The sequence below is a fragment of the Burkholderia pyrrocinia genome, from assembly GCF_022809715.1.
GTDB classification, from domain to species: domain Bacteria; phylum Pseudomonadota; class Gammaproteobacteria; order Burkholderiales; family Burkholderiaceae; genus Burkholderia; species Burkholderia pyrrocinia_C.
Map to the genome: position 1 here is coordinate 3,274,948 of NZ_CP094459.1, position 17,171 is coordinate 3,292,118.

Here is a 17,171-nt window from a genome sequence, read left to right on the forward strand (position 1 = left end):
GTCACGCCGGGGCGGCGTCGCGCGCAGGCTGCGCGACACGGCCGGGGCGGCTTGAAAGGATGCGAAAGTTTAACATGACGACGAGCAGCAGCAGGATCGCGGCACCGCCGTTGTGCGCGACGGCGACCGGCAGCGGCCACTGCAGCACGATGTTGGTCAGGCCCGTCACGAACTGCAGCAGGACGACCAGCAGCACGCCGTTCGCGGGCCGCCGCAGCGATTCGAAGCGGCGCATCTTCAGCGCGAACGCGACCAGGTACGCGACCACGACGAACGCGAACGTGCGGTGCGTCCAGTGGATCGCGACCAGCGCATCCTGCGTGATCGCGTCGCCGTCCTTCGTCATCCCGAGCGCGCGCCACAGGTGGAAGCCGTGCCCGAAGTCCATCGGCGGAATCCACTGGCCGTTGCAGGTCGGGAAATCGGTGCACGCGAGCACCGCGTAGTTGGTGCTCACCCAGCCGCCGAGCGCGATCTGCACGACCAGCAGCACGAGCGCCGCGAGCGCGGCCGCGCGATAGCGCCCGGCCTCCGGGTCGTGAGACGGCAGCGGCGTCTGCCGCGCCGCGAGCCAGCCGAGTGTGCCGAGCAGCGCGAGGCCGAGCAGCAGGTGGGTCGTGACGATCACGGGCTGCAGCTTCATCGTGACCGTCCATGCGCCGAACACGCCCTGCACGACGATCAGCAGCAGCAGGCTCGTCGGCCACCACGGCGACACGTGCAGCGGGCGGCGACGCAGCCGCGCGGCCCATGCGATCACAACCTGCGCGATGATCAGCACGCCGATCGCCATCGCGAAATAGCGGTGGATCATCTCGATCCACGCCTTCGTCATGCTGACGGGGCCCGTCGGCATCGCCTGGTGCGCGGCCGTGATCGCGGCATGCGCGATGAACGGCGACGACGTGCCGTAGCAGCCGGGCCAGTCGGGGCAGCCGAGCCCCGAATCGGTCAGCCGCGTGAAGCCGCCGAACATCACCAGGTCGAGGGTCAGGAACGTGGTGATCCACACGAGCTTGCGGAACTTGTTGTCGTCGGCCTTCACCCACACGTACGACAGCGGCAGCAGCGCGATGCAGAAGCCGATCAGGCCGAGTTGCAGTAGATACGACATCGGAATGGTGCCTCGCTCTCTTGCCTTAACCGATGCTCGACCACTTCAGCAGCTTCGTCACGTCCGCCTTGATCTTGCTGGGATTCGGGTCTTTCGGGAAACGCATCATCAGGTTGCCGTTCGGATCGACCATGTAGATGTGGTCGCTGTCCTTCGTGCCGGCGTCGGCCGGCAGCCACGCGGCCACCGCGGCCGGATCGGCGACGAGCCGGCGCGTGTCCGGATAGGCTTCCAGCACCTTCTGCGGCATCGCGCCCGCATCGCTGCGCAGCCACACCATCGTGAGCCGGTGCCGTTCGCCGGCCTGCGTGACGCGGATCTGGCGCATGAAATAGAGCTTCTGCGCGCATGCGTCGTCGCACGCGCTGCGGTCCGTCATCACGAACAGCCAGACGCCGCGCAGCGACGACAGCGGCACCGTCTTGCCGGTTTCGTCGGTGACCTGCAGATCGGCCGGGATCGGCCGCTGCGGCTCGATCAGCGTGCCGTAGTTCGTCGAACCGCCCTTCGGCTTGATCACGTAATAGGTGAAGTACGACGCGAGCATCGGCGCCGCGCACACGAGACCCAGCAACACGAGCATCCAGCGGCCGCGCTTGCGGGCCGCCGGCGAGATCGGCGCAGCGGCCGGACCCTGACGGGAAGATTGCATGGACAAATCAGACCTCTCGAAACGAACCCGCGGCGCGTGCGCCGCGTCCTGGCATGGCGCTCACGCGCCGGCCGACTTCTTCGCCGCACGCCGCGCGGCGTACAGGCCGAAGCCGAGCGCGGCCGCCGCCATGGCCCACCACTGAAACATGTAACCGTAATTGCGCTCGACGCCGGTCGCCGCCGCCGGCCAGTCGCGCACGAGCTTGTCGCCGTCGTCGCTCGTCTGCTGGATCACGAACGGCTGCAGCGGCAGCCCCGTTTCCTTCGCATACGCGGCGACGTCCAGGTTCTGCCGGATCTTCTGGTGCGCCGCCGATCCGCCTTCGCCGAGCTCGAACGCACGCGACGCGTCCGCGCGCGCGATGCCCACGATCTCGACGTCGCCCGCGGGCGTCGCGAACGACTCGATCGCCGTGCGATCGGCGATGTTGCGCGGCAGCCAGCCGCGGTTGACGAGCACGACACCGCCGCCCGTGAGTTTAAACGGCATCACGACGTAAAAACCCGGCTGGTCGTTATACGGCCGATTGTCGAGAAACACCGCTTGCTCGGGCAGGAAGCGGCCCTTCGCACGCACGCGATGAAACTCGATCGACGCGAGCGGAATCGGCTGCGCGCCGACCTCGACCGGCGCCGCATGCTCGTAGCGCTCGATGCTCGCCTGCAGCGCTTCCTTCTGGTGCGCGCGGTCGCGCTGCCAGAAACCGAGACGGATCGTGACCGCGACGACGACGAGAATCAGCAGCGCAGGCAGCCAGCGAATCTTCATCGTGCGGCCCGCCGGGCACATTCGCGAAAACGAAGTGCGATAATTATCCTCTTCCTTCCGAATTGCCGTCGTCCGGTTCGCGTCATGCACATACTCGTTCCCATCGCCTTCGTCCTCATCATCGCCAGCATGGGCTCGGCGCTCTACTTCATGATGCACGACCGCGGCCACACGAAACGCATGGTCTGGTCGCTCGCCACCCGCGTCGGGCTATCGGTCTCGCTGTTCCTGTTCATCCTGCTCGCGAACTGGATGGGCTGGATCCATTCGACCGGCCTGCCGATCGGGCGTTGACGCATTTGCCGCCGCGGCCCGCTGCAACCGATGTGACCGCTGTGACATTTAGCCGCACGGCCGCGCCACCAAGTAAAAGCGCCGCCTGACTGAGTCGCGGCGGCGCCAAGGGTGTCGGCTCGCAACTGCCGGGCCGACACCAATGAAAACGGCCCGCGCATTGCTGCGCGGGCCGTTTTTCCATTTACAGCCAGTAGACGACGACGTACAGGCCGAGCCAGACGACGTCGACGAAGTGCCAGTACCACGCGGCGCCTTCGAATGCAAAGTGGTGATCGGGCTTGAAGTGGCCGCGGATCATCCGCACCAGCACCACCGCGAGCATCGTGCCGCCGAGGAACACGTGGAAGCCGTGGAAGCCGGTCAGCAGGAAGAACGTCGAACCGTACACACCCGAGTTCAGCGTCAGGTTCAGTTCGTTGTACGCGTGGAAGTACTCGAAACCCTGCAGGAACAGGAAGCAGATACCGAACGCGAGCGTCGCGGCCAGCCATGCGATCGCCTTCTTGCGATGATCGTCGCGCAGTGCGTGGTGCGAGATCGTCAGCGTCACGCCCGACGACAGCAGGAATGCCGTGTTGATCGTCGGGACCGGCCACGGGCCCATCGTCTTGAAGTGACCGGCAAGCGCGGCGGGGCCTTCGTTCGGCCACACGGCGGAGAAGTCCGGCCAGATCAGCTTGTAGTCGAGGCTGCCGAGCTGGTGCAGCGCGATTTCACGCGCATAGAACAGCGCGCCGAAGAACGCGCCGAAGAACATGACTTCGGAGAAGATGAACCAGCTCATGCTCCAGCGGTACGACTTGTCGACGTTCTTGCCGTAATGACCGCCTTCCGATTCGGCGATCGCGTCGCCGAACCAGTGATACAGCGTGAAGAGCAACCACAGCAGGCCGAGCAGCGCCGTAAACGGCGCCCAGTCGTGACCGTTGATCCACAGCGCCACCGATCCGAGCATGACCAGCAGGCCGACGGCCGCGCTGATCGGATGCTGCGACGGATGCGGCACGAAATAGTACGGGGTCTGGTTTTGACCGCTCATGCTTGATTCTCCACTTCAGTCCAATTTGTGTACCGGAAACCGCTCCGGCTTTATTTCTTGCGCGGCGCGACCGCCACCGCTCTTTCCTGCACGCAGCGCCGCGGCGCTGCGTACTGCATTCTCTCGTGGCCGCGGGCCTCAGCCCACGACCGCACGCACGATCAGGATCAGCACGCCGATGAACACGCCGGCCGCGATCAACGCGACGATCAGCACGTGCAGCGGATTGAGTTGCGTCGCATCGGCTTCCAGGTCGCGCCGCTTGCGCACCCCGAAGAACGACCACAGCACCGCTTTCACCGCCTGGCCGAACGACCCGCCCCGCTTACCCTCCGTCATCGCCCCGTCTCCGTCGTCATGCATCCGGCTTCGCCGCGCCCTGCGCCGCGGTACTGCGCGTCGCCGGCGCCGGCGCCGGCGCGGCCGGCGTATTCAGCTCGAAGAACGTGTACGACAGCGTGATCGTCTTCACGTCCTTCGGCAGTTTCGGATCGATCACGAACACCACCGGCATCTTGCGCGACTCGTGCGCGGCCAGCGTCTGCTGCGTGAAGCAAAAGCATTCGATCTTCTTGAAGAACTCCGTCGCCTGCTTCGGCGCGTAGCTCGGAATCGCCTGTGCAACGACCGGCCGGCCCTGCCCGTTCGTCACGTCGTATACGATCGTCGTCAGCTCGCCCGGATGCACGTCGAGACTGTTGTGCTCCGGCTTGAAACCGAGCGGGCCGCGCGCGTTCGCATCGAACTCGACCGACACCGTGCGGCTGGTGTCGACCTGCGAGTTCTTCACCTCGCGCTCGCTGACGTCGCGCTGCACCAGGTTGTTGATGCCGGTGATCTGGCAGATCGCCCGATACATCGGGATCAGCGCGAAGCCGAAACCGAACATCAGCCCGGCCACGACGAAGAGCTTCACCAGCATCGAACGATTGAACGCGCGATCGACGGCGCCCTCTTCCGGCTTCGACATACGACAACTTCCTCGCTACTGCGTCAGTTACTGCATCAGTGAGTGGACAGCCACCACTGCTTGATCACGACACCCACAAAAAAAACGGCGGCGATGACGAGCAGGATGAGGCCGAGCCGCTTGTTGCCCGCGCGGATCTGCTCGGGCGTTCGTCTTTCTTGTGGATTCCGGTTCATCTGACACTTCGGTTCGGCGCCCGCCGCGCCTGCCTGCGCGGCAGGCAGCGGCTAAGCGCACTGTGAAACTTACTCGACGTGCGGCGGTTGCTCGAACGTGTGGAACGGAGCCGGGCTCGGCACCGTCCACTCGAGGCCCGTCGCGCCGTCCCACGGCTTGTCCGACGCCTTTTCCAGATCGCCGCCGCCACGGTAGGCCGGCAGCGCGACCGCGAACAGGAAGTACACCTGCGCGAGGCCGAAGCCGAATGCGCCGATCGTCGCCACCTGGTTGAAGTCCGTGAACTGCGCCGGGTAGTCCGCATAACGACGCGGCATGCCCGCGAGGCCGACGAAGTGCATCGGGAAGAACGTCAGGTTGAAGAAGATCATCGACGCCCAGAAGTGGATCTTGCCGCGCGTCTCGTTGTACATCCAGCCCGTCCACTTCGGTGCCCAGTAGTACCAGCCCGAGAACAGCGCGAACAGCGAGCCGGCCACCAGCACGTAGTGGAAGTGCGCCACCACGAAGTAGGTGCCGTGATACTGGATGTCGAGCGGCGCCATCGCGAGCATCAGGCCCGTCAGGCCGCCGAACGTGAACACGAACAGGAAGCCGATCGCGAACAGCATCGGGGTTTCGAGCGTCATCGAGCCGCGCCACATCGTCGCGAGCCAGTTGAACACCTTCACGCCCGTCGGCACGGCGATCAGCATCGTCGCGTACATGAAGAACAGCTGACCGGTGACCGGCATGCCCGTGGCGAACATGTGGTGTGCCCAGACCATGAACGACAGGATCGCGATCGAAGCCGTCGCATACACCATCGAGCTATAGCCGAACAGCGTCTTGCGCGAGAACGCCGGGATCACCTGCGACACGATCCCGAACGCCGGCAGAATCATGATGTACACCTCGGGGTGGCCGAAGAACCAGAAGATGTGCTGGTACATCACCGGGTCGCCGCCGCCTGCCGCGTTGAAGAACGACGTGCCGAAGTGGCGGTCGAACAGCACCATCGTGATCGCGCCTGCCAGAACCGGCATCACGGCGATCAGCAGGTAGGCCGTGATCAGCCACGTCCACGCGAACATCGGCATCTTCATCAGCGTCATGCCAGGTGCGCGCATGTTCAGGATCGTCACGACGATGTTGATCCCGCCCATGATCGACGACGCGCCCATGATGTGCACCGCGAAGATCGCGAAGTCCATGCCCGGGCCCATCTGCGTCGACAGCGGCGCGTACAGCGTCCAGCCGGCGGCCGTCGCGCCGCCCGGCGCGAAGAACGAGCCGACCAGCAGCACTGCCGCGACCGGCAGCAGCCAGAAGCTGAAGTTGTTCATCCGCGCGAACGCCATGTCGGACGCGCCGATCTGCAGCGGAATCATCCAGTTCGCGAAGCCGACGAACGCCGGCATGATCGCGCCGAACACCATGATCAGGCCGTGCATCGTCGTGAGTTCGTTGAAGAACTCCGGACGCATGATCTGCAGGCCCGGCTCGAACAGTTCGGCACGGATGCCGAGCGCCATCACGCCGCCCGACAGGAACATGATGAACGAGAACAGCAGGTACAGCGTACCGATGTCCTTGTGGTTGGTGGCGAACAGCCAGCGCCGCCAGCCGTGCGGCATTTCGTGCGCGTGGTCGTCGTGCGCGTGGTCCGCGGCTACGTCGTGCCCGATGCTAGACATGAGAATCTCCTAATGCGAATACGTCGACTAACTCAGCGACACGTCAAGCCGCCGGCCCGATCTCGACACGCCGGGCTTCCTTCGCGTCTGCCCCGCCCGAGATCGTTTCCGGCTTTTTGAGAATAATGTGGTCTTCCGCCACGCCTGCTGCCTTCAGCGCGTCGCGCACGGCTTGTGCGCGGTGCTTCGCCAGTTCGGCGTTCGCGTCGGCCGAGCCCGTCTTGTCGGTGAAGCCCGACAGCGCGAGCTTCGCGTCCGGATGTGCCTTCGCATAGTCGGCCGCGGCGGCGATCGCCGCTTTCGCGTCGGCCGGCAGCACGCTCTTGCCCGTCTCGAAGTAGATCGTCGACAACGCGGCCGATGCCGCTGCCGATGCTGCCGCCGGCTGCTCGGCCGCGCCCGACGCGGCTTGCGCCGGTGCCGAAGCCGCTTCGGCCGACGCCGCTGCGCCCGCCGCGTCTTCCGGCATCTTGCCGTTGCGCGCGTCAGCCACTTGCTTCGGCTGCAGCAGGTCGTTCTTGTGGTTGCCCCACGAATTGCGCTCGTACGTGATGACCGATGCGATGTCGAGGTCCGACAGCGACGCCCACGACGGCATTGCGCCCTTGCCCAGCAGCACGCGCTCGACGTGGCCGGCGATCGGGCCGTTCACGATCGGGCTGCCGTCCATCGCCGGGAATGCGCCGAGGCCCTTGCCGCTCACCTGGTGGCAGGCCGCGCAGTTCGCCTTGTAGACTTCCTCGCCGTGCGCGACGAGTTCGGCCATCGTGTAGACCTTGTTCGGATCGACCGCCGCGCCGGCCAGCTTGGCCTTCTGCGCGGTGACCCACTTCGCGTAGTCGTCTTCCGACAGGACTTCGACGACGACCGGCATGTACGCGTGTTCCTTGCCGCACAGCTCGGTACAGAAACCGCGGAAGGTGCCGACCTTGTCGGCCTTGAACCACGTGTCGCGCACGAAGCCGGGAATCGCATCCTGCTTCACGCCGAACGCGGGCACGTACCACGAGTGGACGACGTCGTTCGCGGTCGTGATGATGCGGATCTTCTTGTTGACCGGCACGACGAGCGGGTTGTCGACTTCCTGCAGATAGGTGTCGGTGATCGGCTTCTTGCCCATCACTTCGTCGCGCGGGGTGGTCAGCGTCGACAGGAAGCCGATGCCCTCGCCCGGGCCCTTCACGTAGTCGTAGCCCCACTTCCACTGGTAGCCGGTGACCTTGATCGTGAGATCGGCGTTGGTCGTGTCCTTCATCGCGACGACGGCCTTCGTCGCCGGCAGCGCCATCAGCACGACGATGACGAACGGCACGATCGTCCAGATGATCTCGACGGTCGTGCTTTCATGGAAATTGGCGGCCTTGTGGCCTTTGGATTTGCGGTGCGCGAAGATCGAATAGAACATCACGCCGAACACGCCGACGAAGATCACCGTACACAGGATCAGCATCATCGTGTGGAGATCGTAGAGCTCCTCGGCGATTTTCGTGACCGGCGGCTGAAAGTTGATCTCGTTGACGCGGGGGCCGCCCGGGCTATCACCGACCGCCAGGGCGGCACCGGCAAAGAGCAATCCGCTGCATGCCAGCACGCCCGTGAGGGCTCGCTTGATTGTTTTCATAGCATCCTTACCCAAAATTTCCATTCAAACCCTCCCCCGTCGCAAGCCGCCGGCCTGTTCCCGGCCGGTGCCCGCGCCTCGTCAGCCGCAGCGCCTGAGCGACATGCGCAGTTCGTCGGCGAACTGCGCACGCTTGTACTGCGCGAGATGCTGCCCGATTACGACGGTCTGCCCGCGCGATACCAGCCGAATCGGATCGCGTGGCGTCGCGCCCGGTTCGACCCGCACCCAGCGCGGGTTGAATTCGATCTGCGTGAGCCGCTCCGCATCCATCCGCTCGATCACGAGCCGGTGCGGGAACAGCCTGATGCGTTCGTAATCGACCGCATGGCGAGCATAGATCGCGAATGCGACACCCACAGCCAGCAACTCGATTCCGGTGAAGGGCATGACGAGCCAAGCCCCCCGCCACATCAGCAACGTCGCGATCACCAGCGAGAAGCCAGCGAGCGACGCGTAAAACAGCACGAACTGGCGCGGCGACGCCGAACAGTTGCGTTTCATGAGCCAGTCTTCGAGGACCGGCTCGCCGTTCGTCGTCTCCGCCAAAACCCTCGCTGCTTCCATCGCCGCCTCACGCGAATGGCATGCGATGCATGCCTGCATCGGACTCGTCGCCCCGTATTGCGGGGACCCCGGGACGACAAGCTGACGCATTATAGGCGGGTTCAATGGCATCCACAAGCAAGCGCCTATCGCCCGCCAAGCCAAGCGCGACAAGCTTTCCGGCCATTTTTGGCGCCAATTCGACCCCGCTTTGCGCCGCTAATTTCGGACATAACAAAACCCCTCTTTACCGCTTTACCGATTCTTCGGACGCCCCTTTCCGATGTCCTCGATGCGCACGATCCCGTGCCCTTCGGCGGTCGTGCGCGGCACGGCCTTCCATGCGTGGCCGTAGATCACCTCGAAGGTCAGCGCAATCGTGCCGTCCGCGCGCCGGCGCGCTTCCAGCGCGTCGCCGAGCGCCGCGCGAAAGCGTCGCGTCGCGCGCTGCGGCGCCGCCCGCTCGAACGGATAGGCGCCCCAGCGGCGCACGTCGGCCAGCAGGGAATCGGGGGATTTGTACGTGACGGTCAGCACTTCCTGATCCATCACGGGAATCTCGAAGCCGCTCTCGACGAGCATGTCGCCGAGGTCGTGCATGTCGACGAAATCGATCACGCGCGCGGCGGGCGGCGCAATGCCGAGCGCCGCTTCGGCGTCCGCGCAGGCCGCGCGCAGCTCGCGCAGCGTGTCGGGGCCGAGCGTGCTGAACATCAACAGCCCGTTCACGCGCAGCACGCGCTGCCATTCGGGCAGCACCGCGTCGGGGCGCGAATGCCAGTGGAGCGCGAGATTCGACCAGATCAGGTCGAACGCGCCGCCCGAAAACGGCAGCGCAGCGAAGTCGGCCTGCGCGACGCGCGGGCCGCGCTGGCCCAGCGCCCGGCCGAGCGAGGCCGGCAGCCAGCGGCGCCAGCTCGCCTGCTCGACCTCGCGCTGACCGGCCCGCGCAAGCATCGCGCCGGACAGGTCGACGCCGAATACGGGCGCTTCAGGAAAGCGCGCGCGCAGCGCCGGCAGATCGTCGCCCGGGCCGCAGCCCGCATCGAGCACAGCCGTGGGGCTCACCTTGATGTATTCGAGACGCTCGTTCATCCGCTGCGCGATCTCGCGCGGCAGGAACGCGACCGCGTCGAACGTGGCGGCACGGCGATCGAAGATCCGCCGCAGGCGCCTGGCGTCATTGGCCGGACGGCCGGTTGAAGTCGAAGCTGGGGACATGTCGGGCACACTGGCGAAGAGCCCGAAGTATACTCGCTCGCCCCGCAGGCTTCATCGAGGCGGGGCCGCCAGGAGTGTTCGCGATGATCCGCAGTTCTGCTCCGCGCACGATGCGCGTCGTTTTGTCGCAGGTTCGCGCGCTGGCTGCGCGCGTCGCCGCGATCGCGCTGCCGAATCGCTGCGCACTGTGCGGCAATTTGTCACACGCCGTGATTTGCATTGCCTGCGACGCCGCGTACTGGAATGAAGCGCGGCTGCGCTGCGACATCTGCGCGCTGCCGCTAAGTGTCGGGCAGCCGCGTTCGCGCCCGCTCCGTGGCGGGCACGGCCGCGCGGCCGCGTACCGTTGCGACGCGTGCCGCACGGCGGCGCCGCCGTTCGACGCGACGCTCGCGCTCGCGGATTACCGCGCGCCGCTCGACGGGCTCGCGCGCGGTCTGAAGTTTCACGCGCGGCTCGCGCTCGGCGCCGAATTCGCGGCCCGGCTCGCCCGGCTGGTCGACGATACGCGCGGCACCGGCGGCTTCGACCTGGTCGCGCCGGTGCCGCTGTCGCACCGGCGGCTCGTCGCACGCGGCTACAACCAGGCATGGGCGATCGCGCGGCCGCTCGCGCGCCGGCTCGGCGTGCGCGCGGATGCGGCACTGCTCGCGCGCGTCGCCGACACCGCGCCGCAGTCGCGGCTCGCCCTGCGCGCGCGGCGCGACAACGTGATGTCGGCGTTCGCGGTGGCCGGCGACGTCACTGGCCGCCACGTCGCGCTCGTCGACGATGTGATGACGTCCGGCGCGACGCTCGCGGCCGCCGCGCACGCACTGAAGGCGGCGGGCGCCGCGCGCGTGACGAATCTGGTTGCGCTGCGCACCGCCAGGGATTAATTAATTAGAGAGGCCGGCCGCCTGCACGCGGCCGCGGCCGTCACGAACCGGCCGGCCGGGAACGAGCGCGCATTGCTCCGCACCGGCCGGCCCAGCCAAACCGAAACATGTTCAACGTCGTCCTCGTCGCTCCCGAAATTCCGCCGAACACCGGCAACGTGATCCGCCTGTGCGCCAACACCGGCGCGCACCTGCACCTGATCGAGCCGCTCGGCTTTCCGCTCGACGACGCACGGATGCGCCGTGCCGGCCTCGACTATCACGAGTATGCGCAGATGCGCGTGCACCGCGACTGGGACGCGTTCGTCGCGGCCGAATCGCCCGATCCCGCGCGGATGTTCGCGTTCACGACACGCGGCTCGGGCCGCTTCCACGATCATGCGTTCCTGCCGGGCGACTGGTTCGTGTTCGGCTCGGAGACGCGCGGCCTGCCCGCCGCGCTGCTCGAACGCTTCCCGAACGAACAGCGCGTGCGCCTGCCGATGCGGCCGGACAACCGCAGCCTGAACCTGTCGAACACGGTCGCGGTGGTCGTGTTCGAGGCGTGGCGCCAGGCCGGCTTCGAAGGCGGCGCGTGATGCGTACGCGGCGCGAGCCGCGTCAGTTGCGCGCGAGCCGCGCGCGATACAGGTCGTGGATGTCGGGGGAAAAGCACGCGAACACCACGCGTGCGAGGCTCGGCGCCTGCGGCAGCATTTCGACGACGGTGCCGACTGCAATGTCGACGGCCTCGCCGGCCGGATAACGATAGATGCCGCAACTGATCGCCGGAAACGCGATCGACGTCGCGGCCACCTCTTCGGCCAGCTCGATCGCGCGCCGGTAGCACGATGCGAGCAGGTCGGGCTCGCCGCGATCGCCGCCGTGCCACACCGGCCCGACCGCATGGATCACGTAGCGCGCCGGCAGCCCGTGGCCGCGCGTGAGCTTCGCGTCGCCCGTATCGCAGCCGCCGAGCGTGCGGCACTCGGCGAGCAGGCCGGGGCCGGCAGCGCGGTGAATCGCGCCGTCGACACCGCCCCCGCCGAGCAGCGAGCCGTTCGCGGCGTTGACGATCGCGTCGACATCGAGCGTCGTGATGTCGACGAGTTGCGCGTCGAGCGTGGTGGATTGGATCTGCAGCATGACAACCTCCCGAAACGCCGGAGACTGTTCAAGCGTAGTGCGCTTTGGCGCCGCGCGCTTGACGCGACCGCACCGGGCGGCGCCCGGCCGCGCTACTCGGCGCGCGCGTCGCGCCGCAGCAGGCCGCTGACGGCGTCGCGCGGCGCGATGCCGTCGAACAGCACGCCGCACACGGCTTCGGTGATCGGCATCTCGATCGATTGCGCGTGCGCGATCGCCAGCACGGCCTGCGCGCAGCGCACGCCTTCGGCCACGTGGCCGAGCGCACCGAGGATGTCGTTCAGCGTGCGGCCGGCCGCCAGTTGCAGGCCGACCGTGCGGTTGCGCGACAGGTCGCCCGTCGCGGTGAGGATCAGGTCGCCGAGGCCCGTGAGGCCGGTGAAGGTTTCCGCGCGGCCGCCGAGCGCGACGCCGAGCCGTGACATTTCGGCGAGGCCGCGCGTGATCAGCGCGGCGCGCGCGTTCAGCCCGAGGCCGAGGCCGTCGGAAATGCCGGTCGCGATCGCGAGCACGTTCTTCACCGCGCCGCCAACCTCGACGCCGACCACGTCGTCGCCCGTATAGATCCGCATCGCGCCGTGATGGAACGCGGCGAGCGTGCGCTCGCGGCATTCGGCGGACGTGCTCGCCACCGTCAGCGCGACGGGCAGCGACTGTCCGACCTCGCGCGCGAAGCTCGGCCCCGACAGCACGCCGTTGCTGCGCTGTTCGGGCAGCTCGGCCGCGATCACCTGATGCGGCAGCAGATGCGTGTCGGCCTCGAAGCCCTTGCAGACCCAGACGATGTGCGCGGGCACGCAGCCTGCGTCGTGCATCGCGTGGCACAGCGTGCGCAGCCCGGCCACGGGCGCGGCGATCACGCACAGCGCGTCGTCCGCGGCGCCATGCGCGAGCGCGGCGCCGAGATCGGCGTCGTAGCGCAATGCGTCAGGCAGCGCGATGCCGTCCAGATAGCGGGAATTTTCGTGCCGGGCCTGCAGCCCGGCGATGAGCGCGGCGTCGCGCGCCCACAGAAGCGTATCGTGCCGCGCGGCCAGATGGCCCGCGAGCGCGGTGCCCCAGGCACCGGCGCCGAGAACGGCTACTTTCATACCCAGCACCGGTCCGTGTGAAACGTCAGTTCAGCGTCGTGCCGTTCGGCGCGCCTGCGGCGCCGGCCTGCTGCTGAAGCTGCGCGAGACGCTGCTCGTACAGCGCCTGGAAGTTGATTTCCGCCAGGTGGATCGGCGGGAAGCCCGCACGCGTGATCGCGTCGGCGATGTTCGAGCGCAGGTACGGGAACAGGATCGTCGGGCAAGCGATGCCGACCAGCGGGTCGAGCTGTTCGTCCGGAATGTTGCGAATGTCGAAAATGCCGGCCTGCTTCGCTTCGATCAGGAACGCGACCTTGTCCTTCACCTTCGCGGTGACGGTACCCGACACGACGACTTCGAACACGCTTTCCGCGAGGCGGTCGGCCTTGACGTCGACTTCGACTTCAACCGACGGCATGTCCTGCTCGAGGAAGATGGCCGGCGAATTCGGCTGCTCGAGCGACATATCCTTCAAGTAGACGCGCTGGATGTTGAAGAACGGTTGGTTTTCGACGTCGGACATGGTGTTTCCCAAAAAAGTGGTGACGGAGCGGCCCGGCTTCTCGCCGGCCGCCACGGATGAATCCTGCGCGCCCAAGCCGCGGCGCGGCCGGCGGCCATTCTGCCCTAATCAGGCCGCTTGCAGAAGCGGCGCAAGCCCGCCTTCGCGATCGAGCTTCGACAGATCGTCGTAGCCGCCGACGTGCGTGTCGCCGATATAGATCTGCGGCACCGTGCGGCGCCCCGTGCGCGTCATCATTTCCTCGCGGCGCGCCGGATCGCGGTCGATCAGCACCTTTTCGATCTGCTCGACACCGCGCAGCTTCAGCAGGCGCTCGGCCTGCATGCAATACGGACACACCTGCGTGCTGTACATCAAAACCTTGTTCACTTCGCCACTCCTTGTTTGACGACCGGCATCCCGGCCTGCTGCCAGGCAGCCACGCCGCCCTCGAGCACGTGCACCTCCGCATAGCCCGCCGCCTCGACCTCGCGCGCCGCCTTCTGCGACTGCTGGCCATTCTGGCAGACGAGCAGCACCGGCGTGCTCTTGTTCTTCGCGACCTGCGCGATCTTCGCGCCGATCTCGCCCGCCGCGACCTGACGCGCCGACGGCAGGTGGCCGGCGGCGAAATCGGACGCGGCGCGCACGTCGATCACGACCGCATTGCGGCGGTTGATGAGCTGGGTGGCCTCCGCGGCCGACAGGCCGCCGCGGCCGCGGCGCAGGGCGGGCCACGCCAGCAGGCCGCCGGATACCAGCAGGATCGCGATGAGGGCCAGGTTCGTGTAATCGGTAAAGAACGTCACGGAATTCCGCCGGAAAAAGAGAAATCGGATGAGGACAATCCCGCCATTATAAAATAACCGCCTTGCGCGATGGCGGGCCCGGGTCGGGTGCCGCGCGACGCGCACCGCTTCCTTCACTACCGACCGCAAGATCCATGTACAAACTCGTTCTCATCCGCCACGGCGAATCGACGTGGAACAAGGAAAACCGCTTCACCGGCTGGGTCGACGTCGACCTGACCGAACAGGGTCGCAACGAGGCCTACCAGGCCGGCGAATTGCTCAAGGAGGCCGGCTACACGTTCGACATCGCGTACACGTCGGTGCTCAAGCGCGCGATCCGCACGCTGTGGCACGTGCAGGACCGGATGGACCTCATGTACCTGCCGGTCGTCCACTCGTGGCGCCTGAACGAGCGCCACTACGGCGCGCTGTCTGGGCTGAACAAGGCGGAAACGGCCGCGAAGTTCGGCGACGACCAGGTGCTCGTCTGGCGCCGCAGCTACGATACGCCGCCGCCCGCGCTCGAACCGACCGACGAGCGCGCGCCGTTCAACGACCCGCGCTATGCGAAGGTGCCGCGCGAGCAACTGCCGCTCACCGAGTGCCTGAAGGACACGGTCGCGCGCGTGCTGCCGCTGTGGAACGAGTCGATCGCGCCCGCGGTCCGCGCCGGCAAGCAGGTACTGATCGCCGCGCACGGCAACTCGCTGCGCGCGCTGATCAAGTACCTCGACGGCATCTCGGACAGCGACATCGTCGGCCTGAACATCCCGAACGGCGTGCCGCTCGTGTATGAACTCGACGAGAACCTGAAGCCGATCCAGCACTATTACCTCGGCGACCAGGACGCGATCGCGCAGGCGCAGGCCGCCGTCGCGAAGCAGGGCAAGGCGGGCTGACGCCCGTCGCGCCGGGCGTGCCGCGTCCGGCGCGGCACGCCGCGCGAACCTTCGCGGCCCCGCTGCGGTCGAACCCGCTTTCGAACCCGCAGCGCGCCCGGCGGCGCCCCGCCGGGCCTGCTCCGGGCCCGGCCCATGGCACCTGTTCGCCGCTTTTCGCGGCGTTCCACTGAGTTATCGGACGAACAGTTATACTTGTCCGCTACATCCCCGCTACCGCCACGCGCTTCCCGACCGCACCAGACTCTCTATGCGAATGAAATTGAAGAACATCGGCCTGATTGCCGCGGGCCTCGCCACGGGCGTGTTCGCCACGCTGCAGATTTCCGCGTCGGCCGAGCAGACCGCCACGGCGCCGCTTCCCCTCGACCAGCTCCGCCTGTTCGCGGAAGTATTCGGCCAGATCAAGCGCGAGTACGTCGAACCGGTCGACGACAAGAAGCTGCTGACGGCGGCGATCAAGGGCATGGTGTCGAGCCTCGATCCGCACTCGTCGTTCCTCGACAAGACCGACTATGACGAGCTGCAGGAGCAGACGAAGGGCCGCTTCGCGGGTCTCGGCATCGAGATCTCGCAGGAAGACGGCCTCGTCAAGGTGATCTCGCCGATCGAGGACACCCCCGCATTCCGCGCCGGCATCCGTCCGGGCGACCTGATCACGCGCATCAACGACAAGCCGGTGCGCGGCATGACGCTCGACAAGGCCGTCAAGCAGATGCGCGGCGAGCCGGGCACCAAGGTCACGCTGACGATCTTCCGCAAGAGCGACGACCGCACGTTCCCGGTCACGGTCACGCGCGCGATCATCAGGGTCCAGAGCGTAAAGATGAAGATGCTCGACCCCGGCTATGCGTATATCCGCATCACGAGCTTCCAGGAGCGCACGACGCCCGATCTCGCCGCGAAGCTGCAGGACATCGCGCGCCAGCAGCCGAACCTGAAGGGCCTGGTCCTCGACCTGCGCAACAACGGCGGCGGCCTGCTGCAGAGCGCGGTCGGCGTGGCCGGCGCGTTCCTGCCGCCCGACTCCGTCGTCGTGTCGACCAACGGCCAGATCCCCGATTCGAAGCAGGTCTACCGCGATACGTACGACAACTATCGCCTGCCGTCCTTCGACGGCGATCCGCTGAAGAACCTGCCGCCGGTCTTCAAGACCGTGCCGATGATCGTGCTGACGAACGCGTATTCGGCGTCCGCGTCGGAAATCGTCGCCGGCGCGCTGCAGGATTCGAAGCGCGCGCAGATCATGGGCAAGACGACGTTCGGCAAGGGCTCGGTGCAGACTGTCCGCCCGATGACGGCCGACACCGCGCTGCGCCTGACGACCGCGTACTACTACACGCCGAGCGGCCGCTCGATCCAGAACAAGGGCATCACGCCCGACGTGCCGGTCGATCAGTACGCGGACGGCGATCCGGACGACGTGCTCGTGACGCGCGAGGTCGACTACACGAACCACCTCGCGAACACGCAGGACCCGAACGAGAAGAAGGAACAGGAAGAGCGCGAGCAGCGCCGGATGGATCAACTGCGCATCCTCGAAGAGCAGAACGACAAGAAGACGCCGGAGCAACGCCAGAAGGACCGCGATCGCAAGCCGATCGAGTTCGGCAGCGCCGACGACTTCATGATGCAGCAGGCGCTCAACAAGCTCGAAGGCAAGACCGTCCAGGCATCGAAGTCGCTGCTCGCCGAGAGCACGACGAAGAGCCCGGCCGGCAAGGCTGCCGCGGTCTCGAAGGCATCGGGCGCGAGCGCGAAGCCGGCTTCCGCACCGAAGCCCGCGTCGGCGCCGAAGTAAGCGCCGGCCGGCATCCGA

The 17,171-nt window shown here is 66.8% G+C and carries 21 protein-coding genes; 5 read left to right on the top strand and 16 right to left on the bottom strand.

Annotation, left to right across the window (positions count from 1 at the left end; genetic code table 11):
* Position 1: 1 nt before the first annotated feature.
* From MRS60_RS15140 to MRS60_RS15150, 3 genes are read right to left on the bottom strand one after another with little or no spacing between them, the layout of a single operon-like run.
* A complete protein-coding gene (locus tag MRS60_RS15140) occupies positions 2–1,114 on the bottom strand; it encodes a COX15/CtaA family protein (protein WP_034179100.1) in 1,113 nt (370 codons plus the stop codon).
* A gap of 25 nt (positions 1,115–1,139) precedes the next feature.
* Positions 1,140–1,766, bottom strand: a complete 627-nt coding sequence (locus MRS60_RS15145; protein WP_034179101.1) for an SCO family protein — start codon at positions 1,764–1,766, stop codon at positions 1,140–1,142.
* Between the two features lie 60 nt (positions 1,767–1,826).
* On the bottom strand, positions 1,827–2,537 hold the full coding sequence (locus MRS60_RS15150; RefSeq protein ID WP_034179102.1) for an SURF1 family protein: 711 nt from the start codon (positions 2,535–2,537) through the stop codon (positions 1,827–1,829).
* Between the two features lie 84 nt (positions 2,538–2,621).
* Between MRS60_RS15150 and MRS60_RS15155 the strand changes: the two genes are divergently transcribed.
* Complete coding sequence (locus MRS60_RS15155; protein ID WP_034179103.1) at positions 2,622–2,831, top strand: twin transmembrane helix small protein; 210 nt, start codon at positions 2,622–2,624, stop codon at positions 2,829–2,831.
* Positions 2,832–3,015: 184 nt separating this feature from the next.
* On the opposite strand, the gene MRS60_RS15160 is transcribed toward MRS60_RS15155, so the two are convergent.
* The 8 genes from MRS60_RS15160 to MRS60_RS15195 form a co-directional block, all read right to left on the bottom strand.
* The gene (locus MRS60_RS15160; protein WP_072437276.1) at positions 3,016–3,873 is read right to left on the bottom strand and encodes a cytochrome c oxidase subunit 3; all 858 of its coding nucleotides are present in this window, start codon (positions 3,871–3,873) and stop codon (positions 3,016–3,018) included.
* A 138-nt stretch (positions 3,874–4,011) separates the two neighbouring features.
* Positions 4,012–4,212: a DUF2970 domain-containing protein gene (locus tag MRS60_RS15165; protein ID WP_047899090.1), complete on the bottom strand. Its 201-nt coding sequence runs from the start codon at positions 4,210–4,212 to the stop codon at positions 4,012–4,014.
* A gap of 16 nt (positions 4,213–4,228) precedes the next feature.
* Complete coding sequence (locus MRS60_RS15170; RefSeq protein ID WP_243564931.1) at positions 4,229–4,843, bottom strand: cytochrome c oxidase assembly protein; 615 nt, start codon at positions 4,841–4,843, stop codon at positions 4,229–4,231.
* 35 nt (positions 4,844–4,878) lie between these two features.
* Positions 4,879–5,019 carry a cytochrome oxidase small assembly protein gene (locus MRS60_RS15175; protein WP_006760728.1) on the bottom strand — a complete coding sequence of 47 codons (141 nt, stop codon included), beginning with the start codon at positions 5,017–5,019 and terminating at the stop codon, positions 4,879–4,881.
* Between the two features lie 69 nt (positions 5,020–5,088).
* Positions 5,089–6,696: a cytochrome c oxidase subunit I gene (gene ctaD, locus MRS60_RS15180; RefSeq protein WP_034179108.1), complete on the bottom strand. Its 1,608-nt coding sequence runs from the start codon at positions 6,694–6,696 to the stop codon at positions 5,089–5,091.
* 43 nt (positions 6,697–6,739) lie between these two features.
* A complete protein-coding gene (gene coxB / locus MRS60_RS15185; RefSeq protein ID WP_243564932.1) occupies positions 6,740–8,341 on the bottom strand; it encodes a cytochrome c oxidase subunit II in 1,602 nt (533 codons plus the stop codon).
* A gap of 57 nt (positions 8,342–8,398) precedes the next feature.
* Positions 8,399–8,923 (bottom strand): DUF2244 domain-containing protein, encoded by a 525-nt coding sequence (locus MRS60_RS15190; protein WP_051983603.1) that lies wholly within the window; start codon positions 8,921–8,923, stop codon positions 8,399–8,401.
* Positions 8,924–9,118: 195 nt separating this feature from the next.
* Positions 9,119–10,084 carry a methyltransferase domain-containing protein gene (locus tag MRS60_RS15195; protein WP_034179111.1) on the bottom strand — a complete coding sequence of 322 codons (966 nt, stop codon included), beginning with the start codon at positions 10,082–10,084 and terminating at the stop codon, positions 9,119–9,121.
* An 83-nt stretch (positions 10,085–10,167) separates the two neighbouring features.
* Here MRS60_RS15195 and MRS60_RS15200 point away from each other — a divergent pair, with 83 nt between their 5' ends.
* A complete protein-coding gene (locus MRS60_RS15200) occupies positions 10,168–10,962 on the top strand; it encodes a phosphoribosyltransferase family protein (protein ID WP_243564933.1) in 795 nt (264 codons plus the stop codon).
* A 107-nt stretch (positions 10,963–11,069) separates the two neighbouring features.
* Complete coding sequence (gene trmL / locus MRS60_RS15205; protein WP_034179112.1) at positions 11,070–11,540, top strand: tRNA (uridine(34)/cytosine(34)/5-carboxymethylaminomethyluridine(34)-2'-O)-methyltransferase TrmL; 471 nt, start codon at positions 11,070–11,072, stop codon at positions 11,538–11,540.
* Positions 11,541–11,562: 22 nt separating this feature from the next.
* Here the strand turns inward: trmL and MRS60_RS15210 are convergent, their stop codons facing one another.
* The 5 genes from MRS60_RS15210 to MRS60_RS15230 form a co-directional block, all read right to left on the bottom strand.
* Entirely contained in the window at positions 11,563–12,087 is a 525-nt protein-coding gene (locus MRS60_RS15210; protein WP_243564934.1) for an O-acetyl-ADP-ribose deacetylase, read from the bottom strand.
* Between the two features lie 92 nt (positions 12,088–12,179).
* Entirely contained in the window at positions 12,180–13,178 is a 999-nt protein-coding gene (locus tag MRS60_RS15215) for an NAD(P)H-dependent glycerol-3-phosphate dehydrogenase (RefSeq protein WP_034179114.1), read from the bottom strand.
* A gap of 25 nt (positions 13,179–13,203) precedes the next feature.
* Positions 13,204–13,683, bottom strand: a complete 480-nt coding sequence (gene secB, locus MRS60_RS15220) for a protein-export chaperone SecB (protein ID WP_034179115.1) — start codon at positions 13,681–13,683, stop codon at positions 13,204–13,206.
* Positions 13,684–13,791: 108 nt separating this feature from the next.
* Entirely contained in the window at positions 13,792–14,052 is a 261-nt protein-coding gene (gene grxC / locus MRS60_RS15225; protein WP_034179116.1) for a glutaredoxin 3, read from the bottom strand.
* On the bottom strand, positions 14,049–14,471 hold the full coding sequence (locus tag MRS60_RS15230) for a rhodanese-like domain-containing protein (protein ID WP_034179117.1): 423 nt from the start codon (positions 14,469–14,471) through the stop codon (positions 14,049–14,051). Before MRS60_RS15230 ends, grxC begins: the two co-directional genes overlap by 4 nt.
* 134 nt (positions 14,472–14,605) lie before the next feature.
* Here MRS60_RS15230 and gpmA point away from each other — a divergent pair, with 134 nt between their 5' ends.
* Positions 14,606–15,352 carry a 2,3-diphosphoglycerate-dependent phosphoglycerate mutase gene (gene gpmA, locus MRS60_RS15235; RefSeq protein ID WP_105389624.1) on the top strand — a complete coding sequence of 249 codons (747 nt, stop codon included), beginning with the start codon at positions 14,606–14,608 and terminating at the stop codon, positions 15,350–15,352.
* Positions 15,353–15,602: 250 nt separating this feature from the next.
* The gene (locus MRS60_RS15240; protein WP_243564935.1) at positions 15,603–17,153 is read left to right on the top strand and encodes a S41 family peptidase; all 1,551 of its coding nucleotides are present in this window, start codon (positions 15,603–15,605) and stop codon (positions 17,151–17,153) included.
* Positions 17,154–17,171: the final 18 nt, after the last annotated feature.